Annotated in this window: 15 protein-coding genes; 9 read left to right on the top strand and 6 right to left on the bottom strand. The window is 62.8% G+C overall.

The genetic code is table 11. The features are described 5' to 3' along the window. Positions 1 to 487 precede the first annotated feature (487 nt). Positions 488 to 766 (top strand): hypothetical protein, encoded by a 279-nt coding sequence (locus NKG59_RS04070; protein ID WP_253535479.1) that lies wholly within the window; start codon positions 488 to 490, stop codon positions 764 to 766. A gap of 739 nt (positions 767 to 1,505) precedes the next feature. Here NKG59_RS04070 and NKG59_RS04065 read toward each other — a convergent pair. After that, positions 1,506 to 2,138: a TetR/AcrR family transcriptional regulator gene (locus NKG59_RS04065; RefSeq protein ID WP_253535477.1), complete on the bottom strand. Its 633-nt coding sequence runs from the start codon at positions 2,136 to 2,138 to the stop codon at positions 1,506 to 1,508. Between the two features lie 146 nt (positions 2,139 to 2,284). Here NKG59_RS04065 and NKG59_RS04060 point away from each other — a divergent pair, with 146 nt between their 5' ends. Both NKG59_RS04060 and NKG59_RS04055 read left to right on the top strand, forming a co-directional pair. Then, positions 2,285 to 3,178, top strand: a complete 894-nt coding sequence (locus tag NKG59_RS04060; RefSeq protein ID WP_253535475.1) for an NAD(P)/FAD-dependent oxidoreductase — start codon at positions 2,285 to 2,287, stop codon at positions 3,176 to 3,178. 96 nt (positions 3,179 to 3,274) lie between these two features. Then, on the top strand, positions 3,275 to 4,138 hold the full coding sequence (locus NKG59_RS04055) for a class I SAM-dependent methyltransferase (protein ID WP_253535688.1): 864 nt from the start codon (positions 3,275 to 3,277) through the stop codon (positions 4,136 to 4,138). Positions 4,139 to 4,224: 86 nt separating this feature from the next. Here the strand turns inward: NKG59_RS04055 and NKG59_RS26490 are convergent, their stop codons facing one another. Continuing rightward, positions 4,225 to 4,452, bottom strand: coding sequence for a response regulator transcription factor (locus tag NKG59_RS26490; protein ID WP_420804014.1), 228 nt, complete (start codon positions 4,450 to 4,452; stop codon positions 4,225 to 4,227). 25 nt (positions 4,453 to 4,477) lie between these two features. Between NKG59_RS26490 and NKG59_RS04045 the strand changes: the two genes are divergently transcribed. Then, positions 4,478 to 6,760, top strand: a complete 2,283-nt coding sequence (locus NKG59_RS04045) for a LamG-like jellyroll fold domain-containing protein (RefSeq protein WP_253535472.1) — start codon at positions 4,478 to 4,480, stop codon at positions 6,758 to 6,760. 267 nt (positions 6,761 to 7,027) lie between these two features. Here the strand turns inward: NKG59_RS04045 and NKG59_RS04040 are convergent, their stop codons facing one another. Then, the gene (locus NKG59_RS04040) at positions 7,028 to 7,492 is read right to left on the bottom strand and encodes a helix-turn-helix transcriptional regulator (protein WP_253535470.1); all 465 of its coding nucleotides are present in this window, start codon (positions 7,490 to 7,492) and stop codon (positions 7,028 to 7,030) included. A gap of 306 nt (positions 7,493 to 7,798) precedes the next feature. Between NKG59_RS04040 and NKG59_RS04035 the strand changes: the two genes are divergently transcribed. Both NKG59_RS04035 and NKG59_RS04030 read left to right on the top strand, forming a co-directional pair. Further along, complete coding sequence (locus NKG59_RS04035; protein WP_253535468.1) at positions 7,799 to 8,824, top strand: response regulator transcription factor; 1,026 nt, start codon at positions 7,799 to 7,801, stop codon at positions 8,822 to 8,824. Positions 8,825 to 9,279: 455 nt separating this feature from the next. After that, positions 9,280 to 11,163 carry an HrpF/NolX family T3SS translocon protein gene (locus tag NKG59_RS04030; RefSeq protein WP_301288038.1) on the top strand — a complete coding sequence of 628 codons (1,884 nt, stop codon included), beginning with the start codon at positions 9,280 to 9,282 and terminating at the stop codon, positions 11,161 to 11,163. Between the two features lie 160 nt (positions 11,164 to 11,323). On the opposite strand, the gene NKG59_RS04025 is transcribed toward NKG59_RS04030, so the two are convergent. Then, positions 11,324 to 11,788, bottom strand: a complete 465-nt coding sequence (locus NKG59_RS04025; RefSeq protein ID WP_253535466.1) for an Lrp/AsnC family transcriptional regulator — start codon at positions 11,786 to 11,788, stop codon at positions 11,324 to 11,326. A 133-nt stretch (positions 11,789 to 11,921) separates the two neighbouring features. On the opposite strand from NKG59_RS04025, the gene NKG59_RS04020 reads away from it, so the two are divergent. Beyond that, positions 11,922 to 12,968 carry a zinc-dependent alcohol dehydrogenase family protein gene (locus NKG59_RS04020; RefSeq protein WP_253535464.1) on the top strand — a complete coding sequence of 349 codons (1,047 nt, stop codon included), beginning with the start codon at positions 11,922 to 11,924 and terminating at the stop codon, positions 12,966 to 12,968. Positions 12,969 to 13,161: 193 nt separating this feature from the next. Next, complete coding sequence (locus tag NKG59_RS04015; protein WP_253535462.1) at positions 13,162 to 13,902, top strand: response regulator transcription factor; 741 nt, start codon at positions 13,162 to 13,164, stop codon at positions 13,900 to 13,902. Positions 13,903 to 14,001: 99 nt separating this feature from the next. Here NKG59_RS04015 and NKG59_RS04010 read toward each other — a convergent pair whose 3' ends face one another. Both NKG59_RS04010 and NKG59_RS04005 read right to left on the bottom strand, forming a co-directional pair. After that, on the bottom strand, positions 14,002 to 15,480 hold the full coding sequence (locus NKG59_RS04010; RefSeq protein WP_045205475.1) for a YopJ family acetyltransferase: 1,479 nt from the start codon (positions 15,478 to 15,480) through the stop codon (positions 14,002 to 14,004). Between the two features lie 344 nt (positions 15,481 to 15,824). After that, positions 15,825 to 16,895 carry an FUSC family protein gene (locus NKG59_RS04005; RefSeq protein WP_253535459.1) on the bottom strand — a complete coding sequence of 357 codons (1,071 nt, stop codon included), beginning with the start codon at positions 16,893 to 16,895 and terminating at the stop codon, positions 15,825 to 15,827. A 288-nt stretch (positions 16,896 to 17,183) separates the two neighbouring features. On the opposite strand from NKG59_RS04005, the gene NKG59_RS04000 reads away from it, so the two are divergent. Next, positions 17,184 to 19,358, top strand: coding sequence for a PTS sugar transporter subunit IIC/EAL domain-containing protein (locus NKG59_RS04000; protein ID WP_253535456.1), 2,175 nt, complete (start codon positions 17,184 to 17,186; stop codon positions 19,356 to 19,358). The last annotated feature ends 14 nt before the right edge of the window (positions 19,359 to 19,372 follow it).

Here is a 19,372-nt window from a genome sequence, read left to right as displayed (position 1 = left end):
CTTTTACACACAGTGTGCGTATAACTCAGAAATGGAGGCCGGCCCACGTGCCAAAAAGGAAGCCATTGCCGTGTTGGCCGTGTCGGTCCAGGCTGGAGGAATATTGCTGAGCCAAATCGGATCAATGTCTTGCCCGGTACACCGCCAGCCCGCTAAACTCCCCCCGCTGCGCCAACAAGCGCAGCCGGGACTGCAATCCCGAATTCAACTATTCCCGTGAGTGCCGTTATAGCCCTCGCGTGCCGTCGTTCGTCCTCATGGGCGGGCCCGGCAGGGAGGGCTTCGGCCCTGCCGGTTTTGGAGTAGTTGATCGGTATTGCAGACCTTGTCGTGTGCCCGCCCACCCTCCCAGGTGGGTGGCTCCTCACTCAACCAGAGGCAAGACAATGGATCAACCGACCCAAGCTGTACCCATCCCACGCGGGCGTCGCCCCGCAAACTGTCACTTCACCTGCATCGCGCAACGTCCTCCGTCCGGAGGTGCCCGATGAGCATTGAAGACAACCTCCTGTATGCACAAGGCGCCCTGAGCGGGCGGGATTATCTGCGGCGCACCCAGATGAACATGAAGATGCAGCGGCAGTTCATCCCCGAGACATTGCGCTTGGAATACCAGCTTCGCGTCCAGAACAAGGCCCTTGAGTATCAGGCCGGGTTTCTCGATGCGATTGGCGCTTTTATGCTGACGTCGCTGGATGGTGTGACAGTGGACTTGTACCGGTGGGAAGTTCTGAGCGTGCTTCAGCGCGCGAACAAGCTGAAATAATAAAAACAGCAGTAAAAGCGAACCCGCGACGGGCGGGGTCGCCAGGCCCGGGCACAACGCCCAGCCCTCTACGTGCCGAGCCCAAAGGGCCATGCACGACACTCAAAGGCCCGACCGCCAAGGTCTGAGGCCCAAACGCCGAGCGCCAACACCCAAGCGCCGCTCGCAGACATTCAAATTTTCGAGCTCAAACACTCGTGCGCCGAGGTCAGAGACCCGCGTGCAGACCTAAAACTGTCAAACGCCGGGGTCAGAGGTCCATCCGCCGCAGTCAAAGGTCCGATATATCGGAGCTCGGAGGCCCGAACGTGGGACTCTGAACTCGGAACATGGGGCTCAGAGGTTCAACGATGGGGCTCAGAGGTTCAAAGATGAGGCTCAGAGGTTCAAAGATGGGGCTCAGAGGTCCAAAGATGGAGCTCAGAGGTCCAACCATGGAGTTCGGAACTCCAAAGATGGAGCTCAGAGGTCCAAGCATGGGGTTCGGAACTCCAAAGATGGGGCTCAGAGGTCCAACCATGGGGTTCGGAACTCCAAACGTGGGGCTCAGAGGTCCAAACATGGGCTTCAGAACTCCAAGCGAGAGGTTCCGAACTCCACATGTCGAGCTTGGAGCTTCGAACGTCGAGTTCAGAACGCGGGGCGGGGGGCCAAGGGGGGCAGCCGATAGGCCGGGCCTGTCGGGATTACCGGGCCCGTCAGAATTTCCGTGTTCTTCATCGGCCGTGAAAGCGCACCTTTAGGTGCCACCGTGCGCGGCGATGAACATGGCGACGGCCGCCCGGCAATAGGATTCGATTTCGTTGTCGTCTTCCGCTCTCGCCTCATCAAAGCGTGCGATCAGCAAGAGATCCGACCCTTTGAAAAGCGCGCCAAACAAGCGGGCGGACAGGTGCGTATCGGGCACGTTCAGCATCCCCTTCGCGTGCAGCTGACGCAATACGGCCTCGATGTGGGCGACGACACGGGCTGGCCCGGCTTCGTAATGAAGCTTGCTTAACGCCTTTTGATTCGTCTTGTCGGCCAGGACCATGGCTTCGACGCTGCGGACGTCCGGGCTCAACAGCGTGCGCAGCAGGGATGACCCCACCGCCACCAGCTGATCTTCGGCCGAACCGTCGACGCCTTCAGAAAGGGCCTGCGGTGCAAATTGATCGCAGCGGGCCACCATGGCCGCGCCGAACAGCGCCTCCTTGTTCTCGAAGTGCCGATAGATGCTCAGCTTGGATATCTTCGCCCGCTGGGCAACCTTGTCCATCGTCGTCGCTTGAAAACCCAATTCCACAAAGAGTTCGCAGGCGGCGTCGACGATCGTTTGGCGAAGCGCTTCGTTGGCGGGCCGGCCGCGCCGGCTTTGGTTGTTTTCGGTCACGGCAATTACGGTACTTGACAGTATTGAAATTGGTTAATACGATACCACTCAGTATCGCAATGTGCAAGACAAGGGCAGGTTTCAACTGGTTGTGCAGATCAGGTTTCCCCGGCCCACCCCTCATCCACAACACGGAGCCCTTCACCATGAATGACGTCATCATCATCGGCGGCAGCTTTGCCGGCCTCGCCGCCGCCCTGCAGCTTGGCCGTGCCCGCCGCAAGGTCACCGTTCTCGATACCGGCCGGCCGCGCAACCGCTTTGCCGGCCATTCGCATGGCCTGCTTGGCCACGACCACAAGCCGCCGCTGGACATCCTGGCCGAGGCGCGGCAGCAGCTTGCGCGCTATCCAACAGTCAGCCTCGTCCACGCCCGGGCCGAGAGCGTGTCTGGCGCCATCGATGATTTTCGCGTCGTCACTGACGATCACGAAACCCTGAGGGCGCGCCGCGTGATCCTGAGCTATGGCGTCGCCGATCAGATGCCTGATGTGCCGGGCTTTGCCGAAAGCTGGGGCACCTCCATCGTGCCGTGCCCGTATTGCGACGGCTTTGAAGTCGCCGGCCAGCATTGGGGCCTCGTCTGGTCCAGCCCGCAGTCGTATCAGTCAGCCAAGCTGTTCCGCGATTGGACTGACAAGTTGACTGTCTTCGCCGATGGTCGTGACATTGCGCCCGATATTCAGGCCGATCTGGCGCGCCGCAACATCCCTCTCGTCGATGGCCGGATCGTCGAGATCGCCCACGAGAAGGGCCATATCACCACCGTCAATCTCGATACCGGCCGCAATGTCGCGGTCGACATCCTGTTCGCCAATCCGCGCAACAAGCCGTCCGCAAGCCTGCATGAATCACTGGGCCTCGCCACGCTCGATACGCCCACCGGCGTGGTCCTCAACGTCGACGACCGACGCCAAACCAGCATGCCCGGCATCTACGCCGCCGGCGACCTCGCCACGCCGTTCTTGCCCTCCGTTACCCAGGCGTCCTCGCAGGGTGCGATGGCGGGCATCTTCGCCCAGCAGTCGATGATTGTTTGAGTGCTCAGATTTCCCGCTCCCGTTGCGTCGTCGCCTTCGAAAAGGTTGGCGAAGATCGGCGCGGTGAAAGGCGGATCGTCAAGTCAAGGAGATGACATGGCAAAGCAAGGTGCGGATCAGGTCGGTGACTGGAATGGTCAAAGCGGTGAGCGCTGGGTCGCCAACCAGGCGCGGTTGGACGCTCTGGTAGCGGTGTTCGGCCAGGCCGCGATAGAAGCCGCCGCGCCCGCAGCGGGCGAGCGCGTGCTGGACATCGGCTGCGGCGCGGGCGCATCGAGTCTGGCTCTGGCAGCCCGCGTTGGCGCGGAGGGGCAAGTGCTGGGCGTGGACATATCCGAACCGCTGATCGACCGAGCGCGCGCGCTTGCGCCAAAGGATTCGCCGGCGCTGTTTCAGGTGGCCGACGCCAGTAGCGCAGCGCTGCCCGAAGGCGCGTTCGACATCCTGTTCTCGCGTTTCGGCGTGATGTTCTTCGACGATCCGACAGCGGCGTTCGCGCATATGCGACGTGCGCTCCGGCCGGGTGGTCGGGTCGCTTTCGTTTGCTGGCGCAGTGCGGCCGAGAACGATTGGATGCGCCTGCCAGTGGGCGCGCTCAAGGGCATCCTCCCGCCGAGCGCGCTGCCCAATCCCGAAGCGCCCGGCCCGTTTTCGTTCGGTGACAGGGAACGCGTGGCACGCATCCTGACTGCGGCTGGCTTTAGCGATATCGCTATCTCGCCCTTCGACGCGGCCGTCCCATTCGGCGAGGGCGAAACGCGAGACGCCGCAATCGACGTCGCGGTGAGGATGACGCTCGAGGTCGGCCCGCTGTCGCGGGTGCTCGCTGATCAGCCCGACGACATTCGCGCCCGCGCCTCGGCCGCAGTTCGTGCCGCCTTTGCGAGCCTTCCCGGCGAGCGGTCGGTGATGATCAACGGCGCGGCGTGGATCGTCGTGGCACGCAATCCGGCAAGCTGACAGGGATTAAGAGGGAAGACGCGCTTGGTGGAGCGAGGCGTCTGTGGCCGGGCTCAGTGCAGCCAAGCGAGTTCTGAACACCACCCCTACCGACTGCGTTGATAAATCGTCGCCAACTCAGTGCGGTTTCGCGCTTCCATGCGCACGAGCAGTTGGCGCATGTGGCTTTTAACGGTTTCCACGTTGATGTGCAGCCGTTCCGCAATCTCGGAGTTCGACCGGCCGCACACCCGAACACCCGAACACTCAAAAATCCTCACCGTTTGGCCATTTGCGTTGACGCGGCTTCGCACGCTGCCATACGGTTGCGCCATTAAAAAAAGATGGTCGGGTCAATACATGATGAAAAAATCCGTGGAACGCGCCAGCGTCGGCGCGGTGCCTAATCCTGTGCGTCGAGCGCTGTCATTGGGTCTGGGGCTCTTCCCCTTGTTGCCGTTTTTGCCGGGGTGCGGCGGAGGGGGCGAAGACGCTTCCGCAGCAGGGCTAGGCCAGCCGGAGGGGAAAACAGGCGGTGCGGCTCCGACCGTCCCGACCACTCCAGCACCTGCCACGGCCGCGTCGGCGTATGAGAGTGGCGTCTTCCACCATCCGGGGCTGCTGGTGACTGAAGACGCCTTCACCCGCATCCGCGCGCATATCAAGGCTGGCGACCAGCCATGGACGAACTGGTGGAACACGCTTGGCGTCGATCACTTCGGCGCGCTGGACACCAAGCCCTTCCCGCTGCCCGCGGTCTACCGGGCCGATGGCAGCAAGAACAACCTGTACGTGGATATCTGGCGCGCGTGGTCTCTGGTGCTGCACTGGAAGTTGTCCGACCCGCAAGACAACCGCTATGCCGATAAGGCGGTGGAGTTCCTGGACGCTTGGGCGAGCACGTTGAAGGTGATCGGAACGGTGCCGCCGGGCTCGACCGCCCATGACGACCACACCTTCATCATCCTGGCCGGCATTCAAGGTCACCAGTTGGCGCAGATTGGCGAAGTCCTGCGCACGTACTCCGGCTGGGCACCCGCAAGCCTGAAGCGCTTTCAGGACATGCTGCTCAACGTCTTCGCACCCATCTGTTCGAACTTCCTCAGCGACGGGCGCATCGGCTCGCATGCCAACTGGGACATGGCCTCGATGGCGGGCGCCATGGCCATCGGCGTGTTCTGCGACAAGCCGGATCTCTACCGGCTGGCCTACGACTGCTACGCGGGCAACAACCGCGGCAAGCTGCGCAGTTTCGGCAACGGCTCCATCGTGCACGGCGTGTACTACATGCACCCGGGCCATTTCGGGCAGTGGGAAGAAAGCGGCCGCGATCAGGGCCACTCCACGCTGGGCATGTCGCTGGGTGGGGACTTGATGGAGATGGCCTGGAACCAGGGCGACGATCTTTACGGGCTCTATAACAACCGCTTCCTCTCGGCGGCCGAGTATGTGGCGCGCTCCAACCTGCTGGACGAAAACGGCAAGCCCTATGCGATGCCCTATGCACGCGAGCAGAACCCCACCGCACCGCACCCGGCACCGTGGACGGAGGTGAACCAGTCGTTCCAGCACCGCCGCAACGCGTGGGAGCCCATCTACAACCACTACGTCAATCGCATGGGGGTGGCCGCGCCCAACGTTGCGCGCATGGTCACGTGGTGCGAGCCGAACTACGGCGGCAGCAGCGACGACGTGATGTACCCCACGCTCACGCAGCGTCTCTCGCCCTATGCGGGGCCGATGAAGCCGCCGTCGGGGCTCACAGCGCATTTGCGCGGCAACCGCGTTGTGCTGTCGTGGTGGGGCAGCGTGGGCGCGACGTCGTATGCGGTCAAGCGCGCAAGCCAGGCCAACGGCCCCTTCAGCCTGCTGGGCACGGTCTCGGCCAGCGATCTGCTCACTTACAGCGATACGCCGCCCAACGGCATCTGGTTCTATCAGATCAGCGCGCAGGGCAACGGTGCCCCGAACACGGGCTCCAACGTGGCGCGCATTGCCGTGCCGGGTGAGTTGCGTCTGTCATTGCCGCTGAATGACCCGAACAGCACCGGCACGGTCGGCGCGGTACTGACCGCCGCCGGCACCCGGACTTTGGTGGAGGGCACGCTGCTGGATGGCGCAACCTGGGGCGACGGGCGCGTCAACGACAAGGCCATCGCGTTCGACGGCCAGAAGGCAGGCCTGCAGTTGCCGTCTGGGCTGTTTGCTGACCTGGACGACTTCAGCATTTCTTTCTGGGCCTACGCAAATGGGCTGCACTGGGATAGCTGCATGTTCTACGCAGGGCAGGACGCGAATGCAGCCATGGCCATCGCGCCGCAGTCCGGCACGGGCGTGCTGCGCTTCATGATCTTTGGCGCAACGTTCAATGATGCGCAGGTTGTGGAAGCGCCGTGGGCCATGCCGATTCGCCGCTGGGTCCATGTGGCGGTCACGCTGCAGGGCAACACCTGCCGCCTTTATGTAGACGGCACGGAGGTGGGGAAGAACGAAGACATGCTGCTGTCGCCGCGCCAGGTGGGCGATCAGGTCACCTTCCTGGGCCGCAATTGGGCGCATCCATCGTTCAACGGGCGCATTCAGGGCTTCCGAGTTCAGGCGGGTGCATTGAGTGCCGCAGAGGTTGCGACGCTGGCGCGCTGAGGTAACGCCGCATCGCAAGGTTGCCGGACAACCCCTCGCAGCCGGAAGGGTGCGCGCATGTTGCGCGCGCTCGCAGTGCAGCGGGGGGTGTACGAATCTGCGCGCATTAGGGCGCTCGCCCAGCGTCAAACGGAATCACATGCGGCAATCGGCCATGTGATGACCCATGCCAGCAGGCCGGACTCAGCGTAAGCGGCCGCGCTGTGCTCCACATCAAAACGTATCGCACGCAAAACGTCGCGCCATACATGTGGCGCTTGGCGCGCCTTAGCGCGTGCGTTGATAGATCGTGGCCAGCTCTGTGCGGTTTCGTGCACCCATGCGCACGAGCAGTTGGCGCATGTGCGTTTTGACGGTCTCGACGCTGATGTGCAGCCGTTCGGCAATCTCTGAGTTCGACCGGCCGCAGGCCACCTCTTTAAGGATGTCGCACTGGCGCGGGGTGAGGGGCTTCGGGTCCAGCGTGGCGGGCGATGTGCTGGGCTCGATGCCGCTGGGCGGCTCAAGCGATTTCAAAGCGCCACTCAGCATCTGCTGAACGTCTTCCAGCGCCATGGGCTGCAGCGTGGGCTGTGAAGGCAGCCAGGTGGAATCGTTGAGCAGCGATGTGTCCAGAAAGATGACGGCCAGCGATGTGGCAGCAGCATCCCAGCGCGCAACTATGGCGGTCGATGGAAGGCCAGGACGGCATAAGTCTGGCGGACGGGTCGACGGGGGTGTTCGCGCTGGCATGCGGGTTCCTCTTCAAAAAGCACGATGCAACTTGATTTAAGGGCAGGGCGGCGGCTCGCAGCCGTGGCAACCAGCCTTTGTCAGGCGCACTATCGCAAAATCGAGCGGCCTGCAACCATCGCTATGGATAGCGATCGCCAGCGCGGTGCACGTGCGCTAGGCGTTCGGGCGGGATCTGAAGTACACCGGCTATAGGCCTCGGCCGTTGTGCCGATATACCTGTTTGTATTTGTATTGATTGGCGCGCCTGGAGCCCCACGATGACTATTCAGACTCAACACCAGTGGCGAGCCGCCCAAGCGATCGATGGACCTCTCGACAGCTGAACTGAGAGCACTGCTCGATATCACCGGGCATTTGCATGAGGCATCGAGCTGCAGCGTTCTCGACCGCCCGGAAGTGGCGGAGAAGCTGGGGTCACTCCTGCATTTCGATCTTGCGGCGCATATCCAGTGGGGGCGTGACGGCATCCACCAGACACGACCAAGCGCGCTGTGGGGCCGAGACCAGGCCATGCGCGGTGAGTATCAGCAGTACTTCCATGGAGTCGACTCGATTGCGCAGTGCCTGACGGGCAGCTTTGAACCGGTCGTGATCGAGCGGAAGATCTGCCGCTCTGACTGGGGCAAGTCTGAGTACTTCACAGATTTTTTGTGCCGGCACAAGGCGTATCCGGGCATCAGCCTGCGCCTGCCCGATGCCAACGGGATGCTGCTGGACTATCGCTTCAGCACCAGCGATCCAAACAAGCGTTTCGGCGATCGAGAGACATTGCTGTTGAGCCTCTTGAAGCCGCATCTGCTGAATGCGCATCAACTTCGCGTCATCCAGGAAGTGGGGGAAGTCGGCGCTGCTGCTGATGCCGGTGCGCACGTGCCGACATTCATGCTCGACGGCAAGTCACCGCCCCTGCCCAACGCAAAGGCGCGCGCCATCATGATTGGGCTTTGCATGGAAGAACGTGACGCGCTCTATCAGCAATTGACAGAGGCGGCCAACGGATCACGCCACGGGCAGTGGAAAGGCTTCGGGTTTTGCGTGGAGCGACTGGCCGCCCCCGATGGCCCTGCGCTCGGTTGCCGGATTCACCTCATCGCACGGGGCGTGGGGTCGTCCGCCTGGTTCCAGCAGCAGTTTGGTGTGACCGTGCGCGAAGGGGAGGTCTGCCACCTGATGCTCAAGGGCATGTCAGACAAGCAGATCGCCCTGGCCTTGAACATGAGTTACTGGACGGTGCGCACGCACGTGGGGCACATCATGAAAAAGATTGGCGTGGAGTCACGCAGTGCAATCGGGCTTGCCGCGCTGGAAGCTGGCGGATCGCTGAAGTAATGCACGCAAGCGTGGCCATCTGTGCCGCGCCGGCAACGGTTTGGTTGCGCGAATTTCAAACATCCTCAAAACACCTTCTGCCATCGCGGTTGATGCGGTGATGCAGCCCCGCGCCGGCGGGTGTATCTGCAAGCACGTTGACGTTCCCTTCTCAGCCGCAATCGACGGTTCTCCACTTCGGATGCCGCGCCGTGTTTTCGGGCGGGCAGCCGTTCCTGACGTTTCGCACTCTTACGCTGGCCTTTCAGGCATCCGCGCGCAATGCACGGGCCATTCGTGCCCACTTGGCCAGCGTTGGTGCGTTGCTGCGTTGCTGCGTTGAGTTGGTGGGCGGTTGAAGGGAAACGCAATCCGTACATGGCTGATGGCACACGGGATCCGCGCGTGATCACGAAACATCGGCCCTGCCACAGATCGCAACGACACATTCAAGTGGAGCAGGTATGTCCGTTCACATGTCTTCATCTAACACGGCGAGCCGCGAGGCGAAGCACACAAGCCGGGGCGATATGGCCGACGCGGCCGTGGATACCGCAACGACCATCGCCGGCATGGGTGGTTTGCCAGGCCAGCAAGGCCCCGACGACCAGACGCAACTGAGTCTTTACCAAGGCATCAGCGCCAAGCTGGCTGCGTCGCTCGCGTCGGAAAACAACGACGACGATGATGACGATGACGACGACGTCACCCAAAACAATGGCAACCGCCCTGCGGCGGCGCAGCCCAACGCGGCACCCCAGCAGTCCAACGCGGCATCGTCGCAGCAGGCCCAGTCGCCGCAATCCACCGTAACGTGGAACGGCGGCACGCTCAGCCAATCGGAAGTGCAGATCGTGTCGGTGCTGGACCGGCATAAGGACCAATGCCCGATCAGCTGGGATGGCCTTCAAGACAAGATCAATGACCCTTCCACGCCGCCCGATTTGAAAGCGGCGCTGCAGGGGCTGGCACAAGACCAGCAACTGTTCACCGCCATCGGATCGCAAGGTGACGGCCGCTGCGGCGGCAAGATCAAGGCCAATGATCTGGATGCCTTCACTGCGGAACACGCGCAGGTCAGTGTGTTCAACGAGCAGCAGGCCAAGAGCTTTGAGCAGAACTACGTCCCGTCTGACGGCAATGCAAATGGCCAGCCGTCTGTCATGTCGGAAAGCGACGCGCTGCGCGAGCTTTACAAGTATTCCGACAACCTCACGAAGAACCTGGGCGAAGACGAGTTCAAGCAGATCGTTGATGGCGACGCCAAGACGGGCAAGACACCGCCGCAGGTTATTGCGGCCGCGCAGTACTTCCTCGACCATCAAGACGCCTGGAACCGCCTGACCGGCGGTGGCGAGGTCAAGAAGGCAGACTTCCTGCAAGCCGCGTCGTCATCCATGAGCCTGACGCAGACCGAGCTGAACACGCTCAAGACGATGAACGGCAACCAGGCAGCGTTCTTTGGCGATGGCGACCTCACCCGAGACAAGCTGTCGAGCATGGCCAACAACAAGCAGCTCGACCCGAACGTGCGCCAGGCAGCAACGCATCTGCTGCAAGACCCGGTGTTGTTCAGCCTGATGAACAACGCCATCACGGGTTACAAGACGCACCACGGCTTCTTTGACTTTGGCGGCGGCCATACGGTGGATTCCGGCAATATCGCGGGCCGCGATTTCCAGAAGTTCTACGGCAACCTGTCGCAGGCAAACCAGACCGTTCAAAAGCCGCAGACCCACACGCCCAAGACCGATGCCGACAAGATGGCCGTCGCGAGCATGCTGATGGGCACGGCCGACCAGCCCGAGATCAAGTCGCCCAAGCACAACGGCGGCTTCCTGATGCACGCCATCGATACCGCGCTCAAGGTGGAAGGCAAGCTGCTGGATTGGGCGTCCATGGCGGTCGGGGCGCTGAGCTTCATTCCCGGCATTGGCGAACTTGCGGACGCGGCATCCACGGCGCTGGAGGCCGAGTCCCAAGGCTGCAACATCCTGCATGCCATGGTCAGCGGCGGCAACGTGAAGAAGGCGCTGGAAGGGGCGGGCCTGAACCTGGCGGCCGCAGCCATCGGCAACATCGGCGGCCCGGAGGTTCGGCTGGCAATGAAGGAGGGCATCACCAAAATCGTTGCGGAGAAGGCGATCAACGCCGGTATCAACCTGGGTGTGTCAGAGGCGCAGGACCATGCCGAGAACTATCTGGCCGGCCTGAAGGCGCGTCTGGAAGACCCGTCGCAGTCGCCTGCTGGGCAGGATGATTCGCAGGAAGTGGCTGAGGACAGCGCGATGGCGGAACCGCCGGTTGCGGAAGTGCCAGCGCCGTCCAATGACGAGACCGAAGAGGACACCGTGGTGTGATGCTGTTCTGTATGCCGCGTTGCTCCGCGCCGTGATCATCGCCGTTGGCCCCTGGCGTTCGGATCTTGAATACTGATCCGGCGCCGGGGGTCGCCGATGTAGGCATTGCCAGGGATGAGGCGCGCGGTTGTTCGGCGATGTGTGGCCGTCTGGGCCACCCTCAGACAATCGGCAACCGCTTGGTCGACTTCACCTGCCGAAGCGAGATGTTCGAGCGTACGCCAAACACACCGGGCAGCTTTCTCAAGACCTTTTCTACGAAGCGGCTGTAGTCGTCCAGATCGTTGGCGACCACCTGGAGCAGGTAGTCGGCTTCGCCCGTGGTGTTGTCGCACGCCAGGATGTTGGGGCTGGCCAGGATGAGCCGTTCGAACTCCGCCGTGACCTCCTCGGTGTGTTGGGTGCACATGATCTGCACGTAGACCATCACGCCGAGCCCGAGCTTGCGACGGTCGAGCGCCGCGTGATAGCCCTCGATGAGGCCGGCATCATCCAGGCGTTTGAGCCGCCGCCAGCATGACGCTTCACTCAAGGAAAAGCGCTCCGCCAGCTTGGCGTTTGAGACGCGTCCGTCCTGCTGGAGTTGATCCAAAAGGCCCAGATCGATGGCGTCCAGTGCTTCCATGAAATCTCCTTTCCACGGCGTGTCGGAATCAGAAAGAGCGCTTCGTAAGACTCCAGAAACGCCCTCAAATTAGAAAGATACTTTCGGCAACTGCGGCTTATATTGCAACGTTCATACGGGATGCGTTGAAATCATGAAAGCCATAGTCTACGAAGCCTTCGGCGCCGTGCCGAAGCACATGAACGTTCCTGACCCGGCTCCGGCAACGGATGGCGTGGTCGTGCAGGTGATGGCCAGCGGCGTGTGCCGCAGCGACTGGCACGGTTGGATGGGCCACGACGCCGATATCGAGCTTCCGCACGTGCCCGGTCACGAGCTGGCCGGCGTGGTTGCGGCAGTGGGTGCGGATGTGACGCGCTGGAAGGTGGGCGACCGGGTGACGGTGCCGTTTGTGGGCGGCTGTGGCCACTGCCCTGAATGCCACGCGGGGCATCAACAGGTGTGCGAACAACAGTTCCAGCCTGGCTTTACGCACTGGGGTTCGTTTGCTGAATACGTCGGCATTGGCTATGCCGACCTGAACCTCGTGCGCCTGCCCGACGACCTGGACTTCACCACGGCAGCGAGCCTCGGTTGCCGCTTCGTGACGGCGTTTCGTGCAGTGGTCGACCAGGGCAAGACCTCTGCCGGCCAATGGGTTGCTGTGCATGGGTGCGGCGGCGTGGGCCTGTCGGCCATCATGATTGCCAACGCCATCGGCGCGAATGTCGTGGCCATCGATATTTCAGACAGCGCGCTGGAGCTGGCGCGTTCGGTGGGGGCTGTTGCCACGGTCAACGCATCGCGTGAGGCTGATGTGGTTGAGGCGGTGAAGGCCATCACGCAAGGGGGCGCGCATGTGTCGCTCGATGCGCTGGGCCATCCCACCACGTGCTTCAACTCGATCAGCAATCTGCGCCGGCGCGGCAAGCATGTGCAGGTCGGCCTGATGCTGGGCGATCACACGACACCGGCCGTCCCCATGAGCAAAGTGATCGCGCATGAGTTGGAGATTCTGGGCAGCCACGGCATGCAGGCGCATCGCTATGGCCCCATGCTCGACATGATCCGCACGGGCAAGCTGCAGCCTTGGCGAATGGTCCGCAGGGAAATCAGCCTCAGCGCGTCGATTGAGGCATTGACCAACATGAACAGGTTTGAGGGCGCCGGCGTGACGGTGATCACGGATTTCGCGTCCTGAACGAAGTCTCGGGCCGACCCCGCGCGTCGGTTGCACCACGTGCCGCCGCTGATTGTGCGCGGTCGGTCGCCCCCCCGGCGCCGCATCGCTAGTCATAGCGATGGATGAACACACTGTGAACGTTATGCTGTTGCGAAACATAACAAGTGGGGTGGACGTATTGATCGACCCCGCGCCGTCGGGGTGCTTTGCCATGAAATTTGCCGTACTCACCACCAACCCAGCGAGCTTTGCTTATGTAGCGGCTTGCCTGTCAGCGCAGGGCGTGACGTGCGTGCGATTCGACGACGCATTGGCGCTGATGCGCTCCGGGCATACCGAGGTCTTCACGTTGCTGATGATTGATGCGCAGCAGTTCAGCACGGCCGCCCGGCTGTTGCTCACGGGGCGCGAACGCAACGCCAGCATGTGCCGGCCAACGTTGGTGTTTGGCCACTTTGCCAGCCGCCACGAGATGCTTGGCGTTTTCGATGCCGGCATCGACGACATCATTTCTGGCCACTTCACCGCCGAGGAGCTGTGTGCGCGTGTTCGCCGCATCCTGCGCGGGGCCGGCAAGTCGACGCAGGTCTCCCTCGATACGCAGGTGGTGGCCGGGCCCTACCGTCTATGTCGGCTGACCCGCACCGCGACATTGGACGGCGTACCGATTCGGCTGACCGCACGCGAATTTGCGACGGCTTGGCTGTTGTTCTCTTCGTCGGGGGCGTTTCTGTCACGCCAGCAGATCGCCTCTGCGGTATGGGGCACGGACGCCAGCGTTGCAGAGCGATCGATCGAACAGCACATCTACAAGCTGCGCAAGAAGCTGGGCTTCGGCCCGGCGACCGGCGTTGAGCTCAAGACGGTCTACTCGCGCGGCTATCAGTTGACCGTCCAGCCGGCAGGCGAGCAGGCGCAGAGCGTTGCCCCGAACGTGAAGCTGGCAGCTTGACGCGTGCACGCCGGCACGCTGGTCACGGTGCCCGTTACTTCAGCAAGTCGATGGCGTCGAAGGCATAACCGGGGCTGAGAAAGCTTTCTCCGGCGGGCCCTATTGCTTCGCCAGTTCCTGGCTGGCGCGCGCCACGAGATGCGCCATGTGTGCCACGGCTTGCGGCGGTGCTCCATCCAGATAGGCGATCGCACGGCCGATCATCGAAATACGCTTGTGCTCGATCGAAGTACTCAATCGTGCTGTTTTCGTCGGAGCGACCGGCATGGTCGCGTTGGGGTCTACGCGTGCCAGAACCTCGCGTTCCGTAAGATGCCGGCTCGTTCTACTCTGCAGGGTCTCGTTGCGCTTGTTGACGGGTGTCATCGACTGATCCGGATGACTTGCAACGTAGCGCTCGACCGAACTGCCGGCATGGCTGTGCTTCATCATCCTGGCGTCGATCAGCGGCGCCCCGTCCAAGACAAGCAACGCACCCAGTTCTTCTGTTGTCTTAGCGCGTGACACCAACGGCGTCGGGTCTGTCCCGGATCGCAACGCATCATGCAACGCCGAAAAGTCGCCTTCGCGCGCGTGCATTTTCAAGGCCAGCGACATCGAGAAGATCCGGCAGCCAAAGGCGGACTTCTGCAAGTCCACTGGGATGAACGCACACTTTGCGTGCTCACCCGCTTCACTGCTGATGTTGTCTGCGTACTGATCGTATTCGGCTTCGTCTTTTTCCTTGCGTAAGGGGTCGACCACGATCACGGTTGTTCCTTGCGCGTCTTTTCGGATATCGGCTGCTCTGGTGTGCGGGCCGTCATTGACGATGGCCCTGTATCGCCCGGGTGGCGCAGATCCGATAAACGCCCCGAAGTTGTGTGAATTCACCAGGGGTGGCAGATCGTCGTCGTCGTCATTGAACCCGGCTTCTGCCGTATCCATGTGCAGGGCAACGAGGTTCAGCCCCGGATTGCGCGCGTTTTCCGCAGCCATCAGCAGCGGCGCAAGCGCCCAGTCCACCTTCTTGATCGGGAACTTGACGATCTCCAAATCGAGATTCCTGTCCAGCGCCTGCTGCAGCTTGGTCAGTGGCCCTTGCAGGGTACTGCGCACCTGTGACCGGGCATGCTCAATGGCGGCCTCTTGAGATGGCGTTAGTTGGGGGCCGCTGGCAGTCTGGCTTGTCTGGCCCGTGCCGCGCTCGTGGACGACCGGCTGCTTGCCGGCGGTACGGGCAGTGTCCGGAGGATCGCCGTACCACGAGTGCCCCAACAACGGGTGCTCGATGCCCATTCTTTCCAATGTCGGACGATTGTCTAGCAGGGGCTCGTGGGGCTCGGTGGCAGCCGAAGCGCCCGCATGATTGCGGGCAGGTGCAGCAACGCTGGCAAGATGAACGCGGCGGAATTCCGGCTTTCCAGAAGCGGTTGCCGTATTCAGCCGTTGCCTGCGAGGCGGCGGCATATCGGGGGCATCGGCAGGCGCTCTACGCCGACGATCCAGTGCGCCGATAGCGGGTGCACCAGAGGTGCTGGGGGCGCTGCTGGTTGGCACTGCTGCACTGTGGGAAGCGCTGGTGTGATTGACCTTCATGCGGGCTGGCTGTGGCGTTGTGGGCTCGATCACGCCGTAAGAAGCGTGACGGGCGACGTTCGCAATGTCGCTACCGCTTCAGCATAAGAATTCGCAGCAGCGCCGTGTGCGCCAGCCCGAACGCATGACGCTTGCTCCGAAGGGCCAGTCGATGGAAAGGTGCTCCGCACCGGCGAAAAAAAGCCCCGAGGTGGTCAATCCCGGGGCTCCCCGACCATCTTTTCACGAAGGCTCGTGAACTATGGCTACGCGCCAGTCTACCCACCTGGCACCACACCAGCATGCGCAGTTGAGAATAATTGAGCAATGCGTGCGCCGCCCTCGGCATACTCAGCGCCCCGGCTTCACCCAATATTCCACTGCGGCGCAATCGCCAGCAATTGCCGTCGGAGGTTTTCGATCTCGTTGGCAAAGCCCTCTGCAAGCGCGCTTTCCACCGTTGGTGAGCTGGCCGTGGGGCTCGCCTCGGCGGGGTCCACCGCGCGTGGCCGTGCCAGGCGCGCCACCGTGCCGAACCGCAATGCCCGCGACATGCCGATCAGCGTGTCACGAATGCGCCGGGCGCCCACGCCGGGCAGGGCGTCGGCACTCGGTGCAGCCAATGCCCCATGCGTTGCATTGAGCAGTTCCAGCGTGCTGATGCAGATGCGCAGGCTGCGCTGGATGTTCTCCAGCCGCTCCACGGGCACGTCAATCTCTTTGGACACGGACGGCATGAGCGAGCGCAACTGCACCAGCAGCGTATTGAGCTTGCCGAGGTGCTTGCTGCGCTCGCCAGGGGCATCACCGGCGCGGCCGAGGCCGGCATACGCGCGGGCGCATTCGCGCAGCGCATCGGCCAGCCGGTAGCGCCACGAGTAGGTGGCATACAGCGGCAGCGCAAACGAGAACAGCAGCGCAATGGCAATCCCCACCAGCACGTTGAGCGTGCGCCAGGCGCCGTCGAGCAGGTTGTTGTCGCCATGCCCCACCACGATGACCAGTGTGATGGCGGCCAGCAGCGCGATATAGCCGCCCTTGCCGATGGCGTGATACGCGCAGATGCCGCAGGCGATGGCCGTGAGTGCGTACGTGAGCGGCAGGTGCCCAAGCCACGTCTGCTGAACGATGATCAACAGGCCCGCCACTGCGCCGATCAGGGTGCCCCAGGCGCGTTCGGCTGCGCGTTTGCGGATGTTGCCGTGGTGCTGCAGGCCGGCAATGACGATCAGCAGCGAGATGGTGGCCCACTCGCCATGCGGCCAGCCGAAGCCGGACGTGACGGCAATGGAGAGCAGCACGCCCAGCCCGACGCGCGTGGCATGGATGTACCGCGCATGCTGATAGCGCCGATGCGGGTCGCGCACGAGGCGGAGCAGGGACAGAAAGGGTGCAGGTAGTTTCACGGTGCGGGGCGCACGAATGGAAATCGACATAAGCAAGATCGTTGCAGATTCTGGGGCGCGCCGTACACAGGTCGGGCGCCAGGTTGGTGCCGATGCCTTGTTGTGGTGCGCGCCGGGGCCCGGCGACGCATCAAGACTTCGGGTTTCCCCTAGGTATTGCACAAAGCTTGCCATGGGCAGGTGAGCATTTTTGCGTATTGCGGAAGGGGTTTCGCTTCAGCGCACGCCAGATCGTGTCGATTACGATGCATAGCCCGATAGGCAACGCTCCGGGCTACCCGGGATGTTGCCGATCCACCTCGAACAAGATCCAGTCCTATGACGACGCAGGCGCTATCGCCCTGGCTGAGGTTGTTGAGCGCTGCCGAGCGCTTCGACCGCGGGCCGTATTTCATTGCCGTTCGGCGCGGGCTGGCGCTCTCTTTGCCGCTCATCATGGTGGGCGCGCTGGCGCTGCTCTTGCGCAACCCGCCCACCGCCGGCATGCGCCACGCGCTGTTGAATGCCTTTGGCACGCGGCTGGATGTCTTTTGCGACAGCGTGTTGGCCGGAACGATCGGCATCGGCGCGCTGGTCGCCCTCTTTGGGTTTGCCGAAGTGCTGGCGAAGCTGCACAACCAGCGCGCCGGGCATCGCGTGGTCAACCCGACCGTGGCGGCGGTGGTGGTGGTGTCGTGTTTCTTTACGCTCATCGCGCCAGATGCGAATGCGTCTTTGATGGCATCGCTCTCGCTCGGGCAAGGGCTGTTTGGCGCTTTGCTGGTCGCGTCGCTGGGCGGCAGCCTGTTTCTGAAGCTGTGCGGCATCCGCCGTTTGCGCATTCCGTCCCACCACTTGAGTAACGATCTGCTGGTGGGCGATGTGCTGTCGGTCATGCCGGCCGGCATGCTGACGATCTTGACGTTTGCGGTGCTCAAGGTCGCCATGGCCTGGGCGGGTTGGCCGCAGCTCATGGCGGCATTTGGCACGCACTTGGAGGCGCCGTATTCGGAGGTCTCCAACAGCCTGCTGTTTGGGCTTGCCTACGAAACCGCGGCGCAGGTGCTCTGGCTGTTTGGCATCCATGGGCCGAACGCGCTGTTTGCCGTCCACCAACACATACTGGAGCCCGCCGCGCAGGCCAATGCGGCGGCAGTTGCCAGCGGTGGCTATCCGCCGTTCATGTTCACTGACAACTTCTTTGCGGTATTCGCGCGCATGGGTGGCTCGGGCGGCACGCTCAGCCTGATCCTGGCGCTGCTCATGTCCAGGCGCACGCTGCGGGGGCGCAAGATGGCGTTCGTGGTCATGCTGCCGGCGCTGTTCAACGTGAACGAGCCATTGCTGTTCGGGCTGCCGCTGGTGCTGAACCCCGTCTATGCCATTCCGTTCCTGCTCACACCGGTAGTGCAGATTCTGATCGCTTATGCGGCCACCGTTGCTGACCTGATGCCCAAGACCGGCTACAGCAGCGTGGCGTGGACCACGCCGGCGCTGTTCAGCGGCTACGCGGCCACGGGCTCGGTATCAGGCGCGGTGGTCCAGCTCATTGCCCTGGCGGCGGGCGCGGCAATCTACCTTCCGTTTGTGCGCATGGCGGATGTCTTGTCCGCACGGCGCAGTCAGGACGTACTGGCTTCTCTGCTGCAGATTGCCGAGTCGCCCGAGGTGAGCGTCAAGGGCCGGCGGTGTCTGGACCTGCCCGGCGACGAGGGCCGCATGGCGGTGGCGCTGGCCAGCGACCTGGAAGGCGCCATCAAGAAAGAAGGCCAGATCTTTCTGGAGTTTCAGCCGCAGGTGGATTGCACAACCGGGCGCGTGTTTGGCGCCGAGGCGCTGCTGCGCTGGCAGCACCCGGTGCTGGGGCGCGTGGCGCCGCCGATTGTCGTTGCGCTGGCCGATGACATTGACCAGATCGACCAGTTGGGCCTGCGCATCCTGTCGCTGGCGTGTCAGCAGCGCGCTGCGTGGCGCGATGTCTTGCCGGACGATTTCGTGGTCGCCGTCAATCTGTCGCCACGGCAGTTGCTGGACTATGCGTTCCACCGCAACGTGATCGACATCCTGCGCCGCGAAGGGTTGTCACCAACGCAGCTCGAACTGGAGATCACTGAATCCACGATGCTGCTGCCGGACATCAACGCCATCGGCAACCTGAAACAGTTGCGGGAGGCTGGCGTGAAAGTCGCGCTCGATGATTTCGGGATGGGCCATACGTCGCTGCACTACCTGCGCGAGCTGCCGCTGGACACCGTGAAGATCGACCGCTCTCTGGCAGATGTGAGCGCGGGCAGCATCAACGAACACATCGTGCGCAGCATCGCGAGCCTGAGCCGGACGCTGAACCTGTCGACGGTGGTGGAGGGTGTGGAGACTGAACAGCAGCTCAAGCGCCTGTCGGCCCTGGGGTGCGACCGTTTTCAGGGGTATTTCTTCAGCCGTCCGCTGGCGCCGAGCGTGTGTCAGCAGTTCGTGCTGGATGCCAACCTGCGGCCGTTGGCATACGCGCTTTGAAGGCGGGGGCGCGC

It is taken from the genome of Ralstonia chuxiongensis, from assembly GCF_024158925.1.
Taxonomy (GTDB): domain Bacteria; phylum Pseudomonadota; class Gammaproteobacteria; order Burkholderiales; family Burkholderiaceae; genus Ralstonia; species Ralstonia chuxiongensis.
This window is presented reverse-complemented; position numbering and strand designations above follow the sequence as displayed.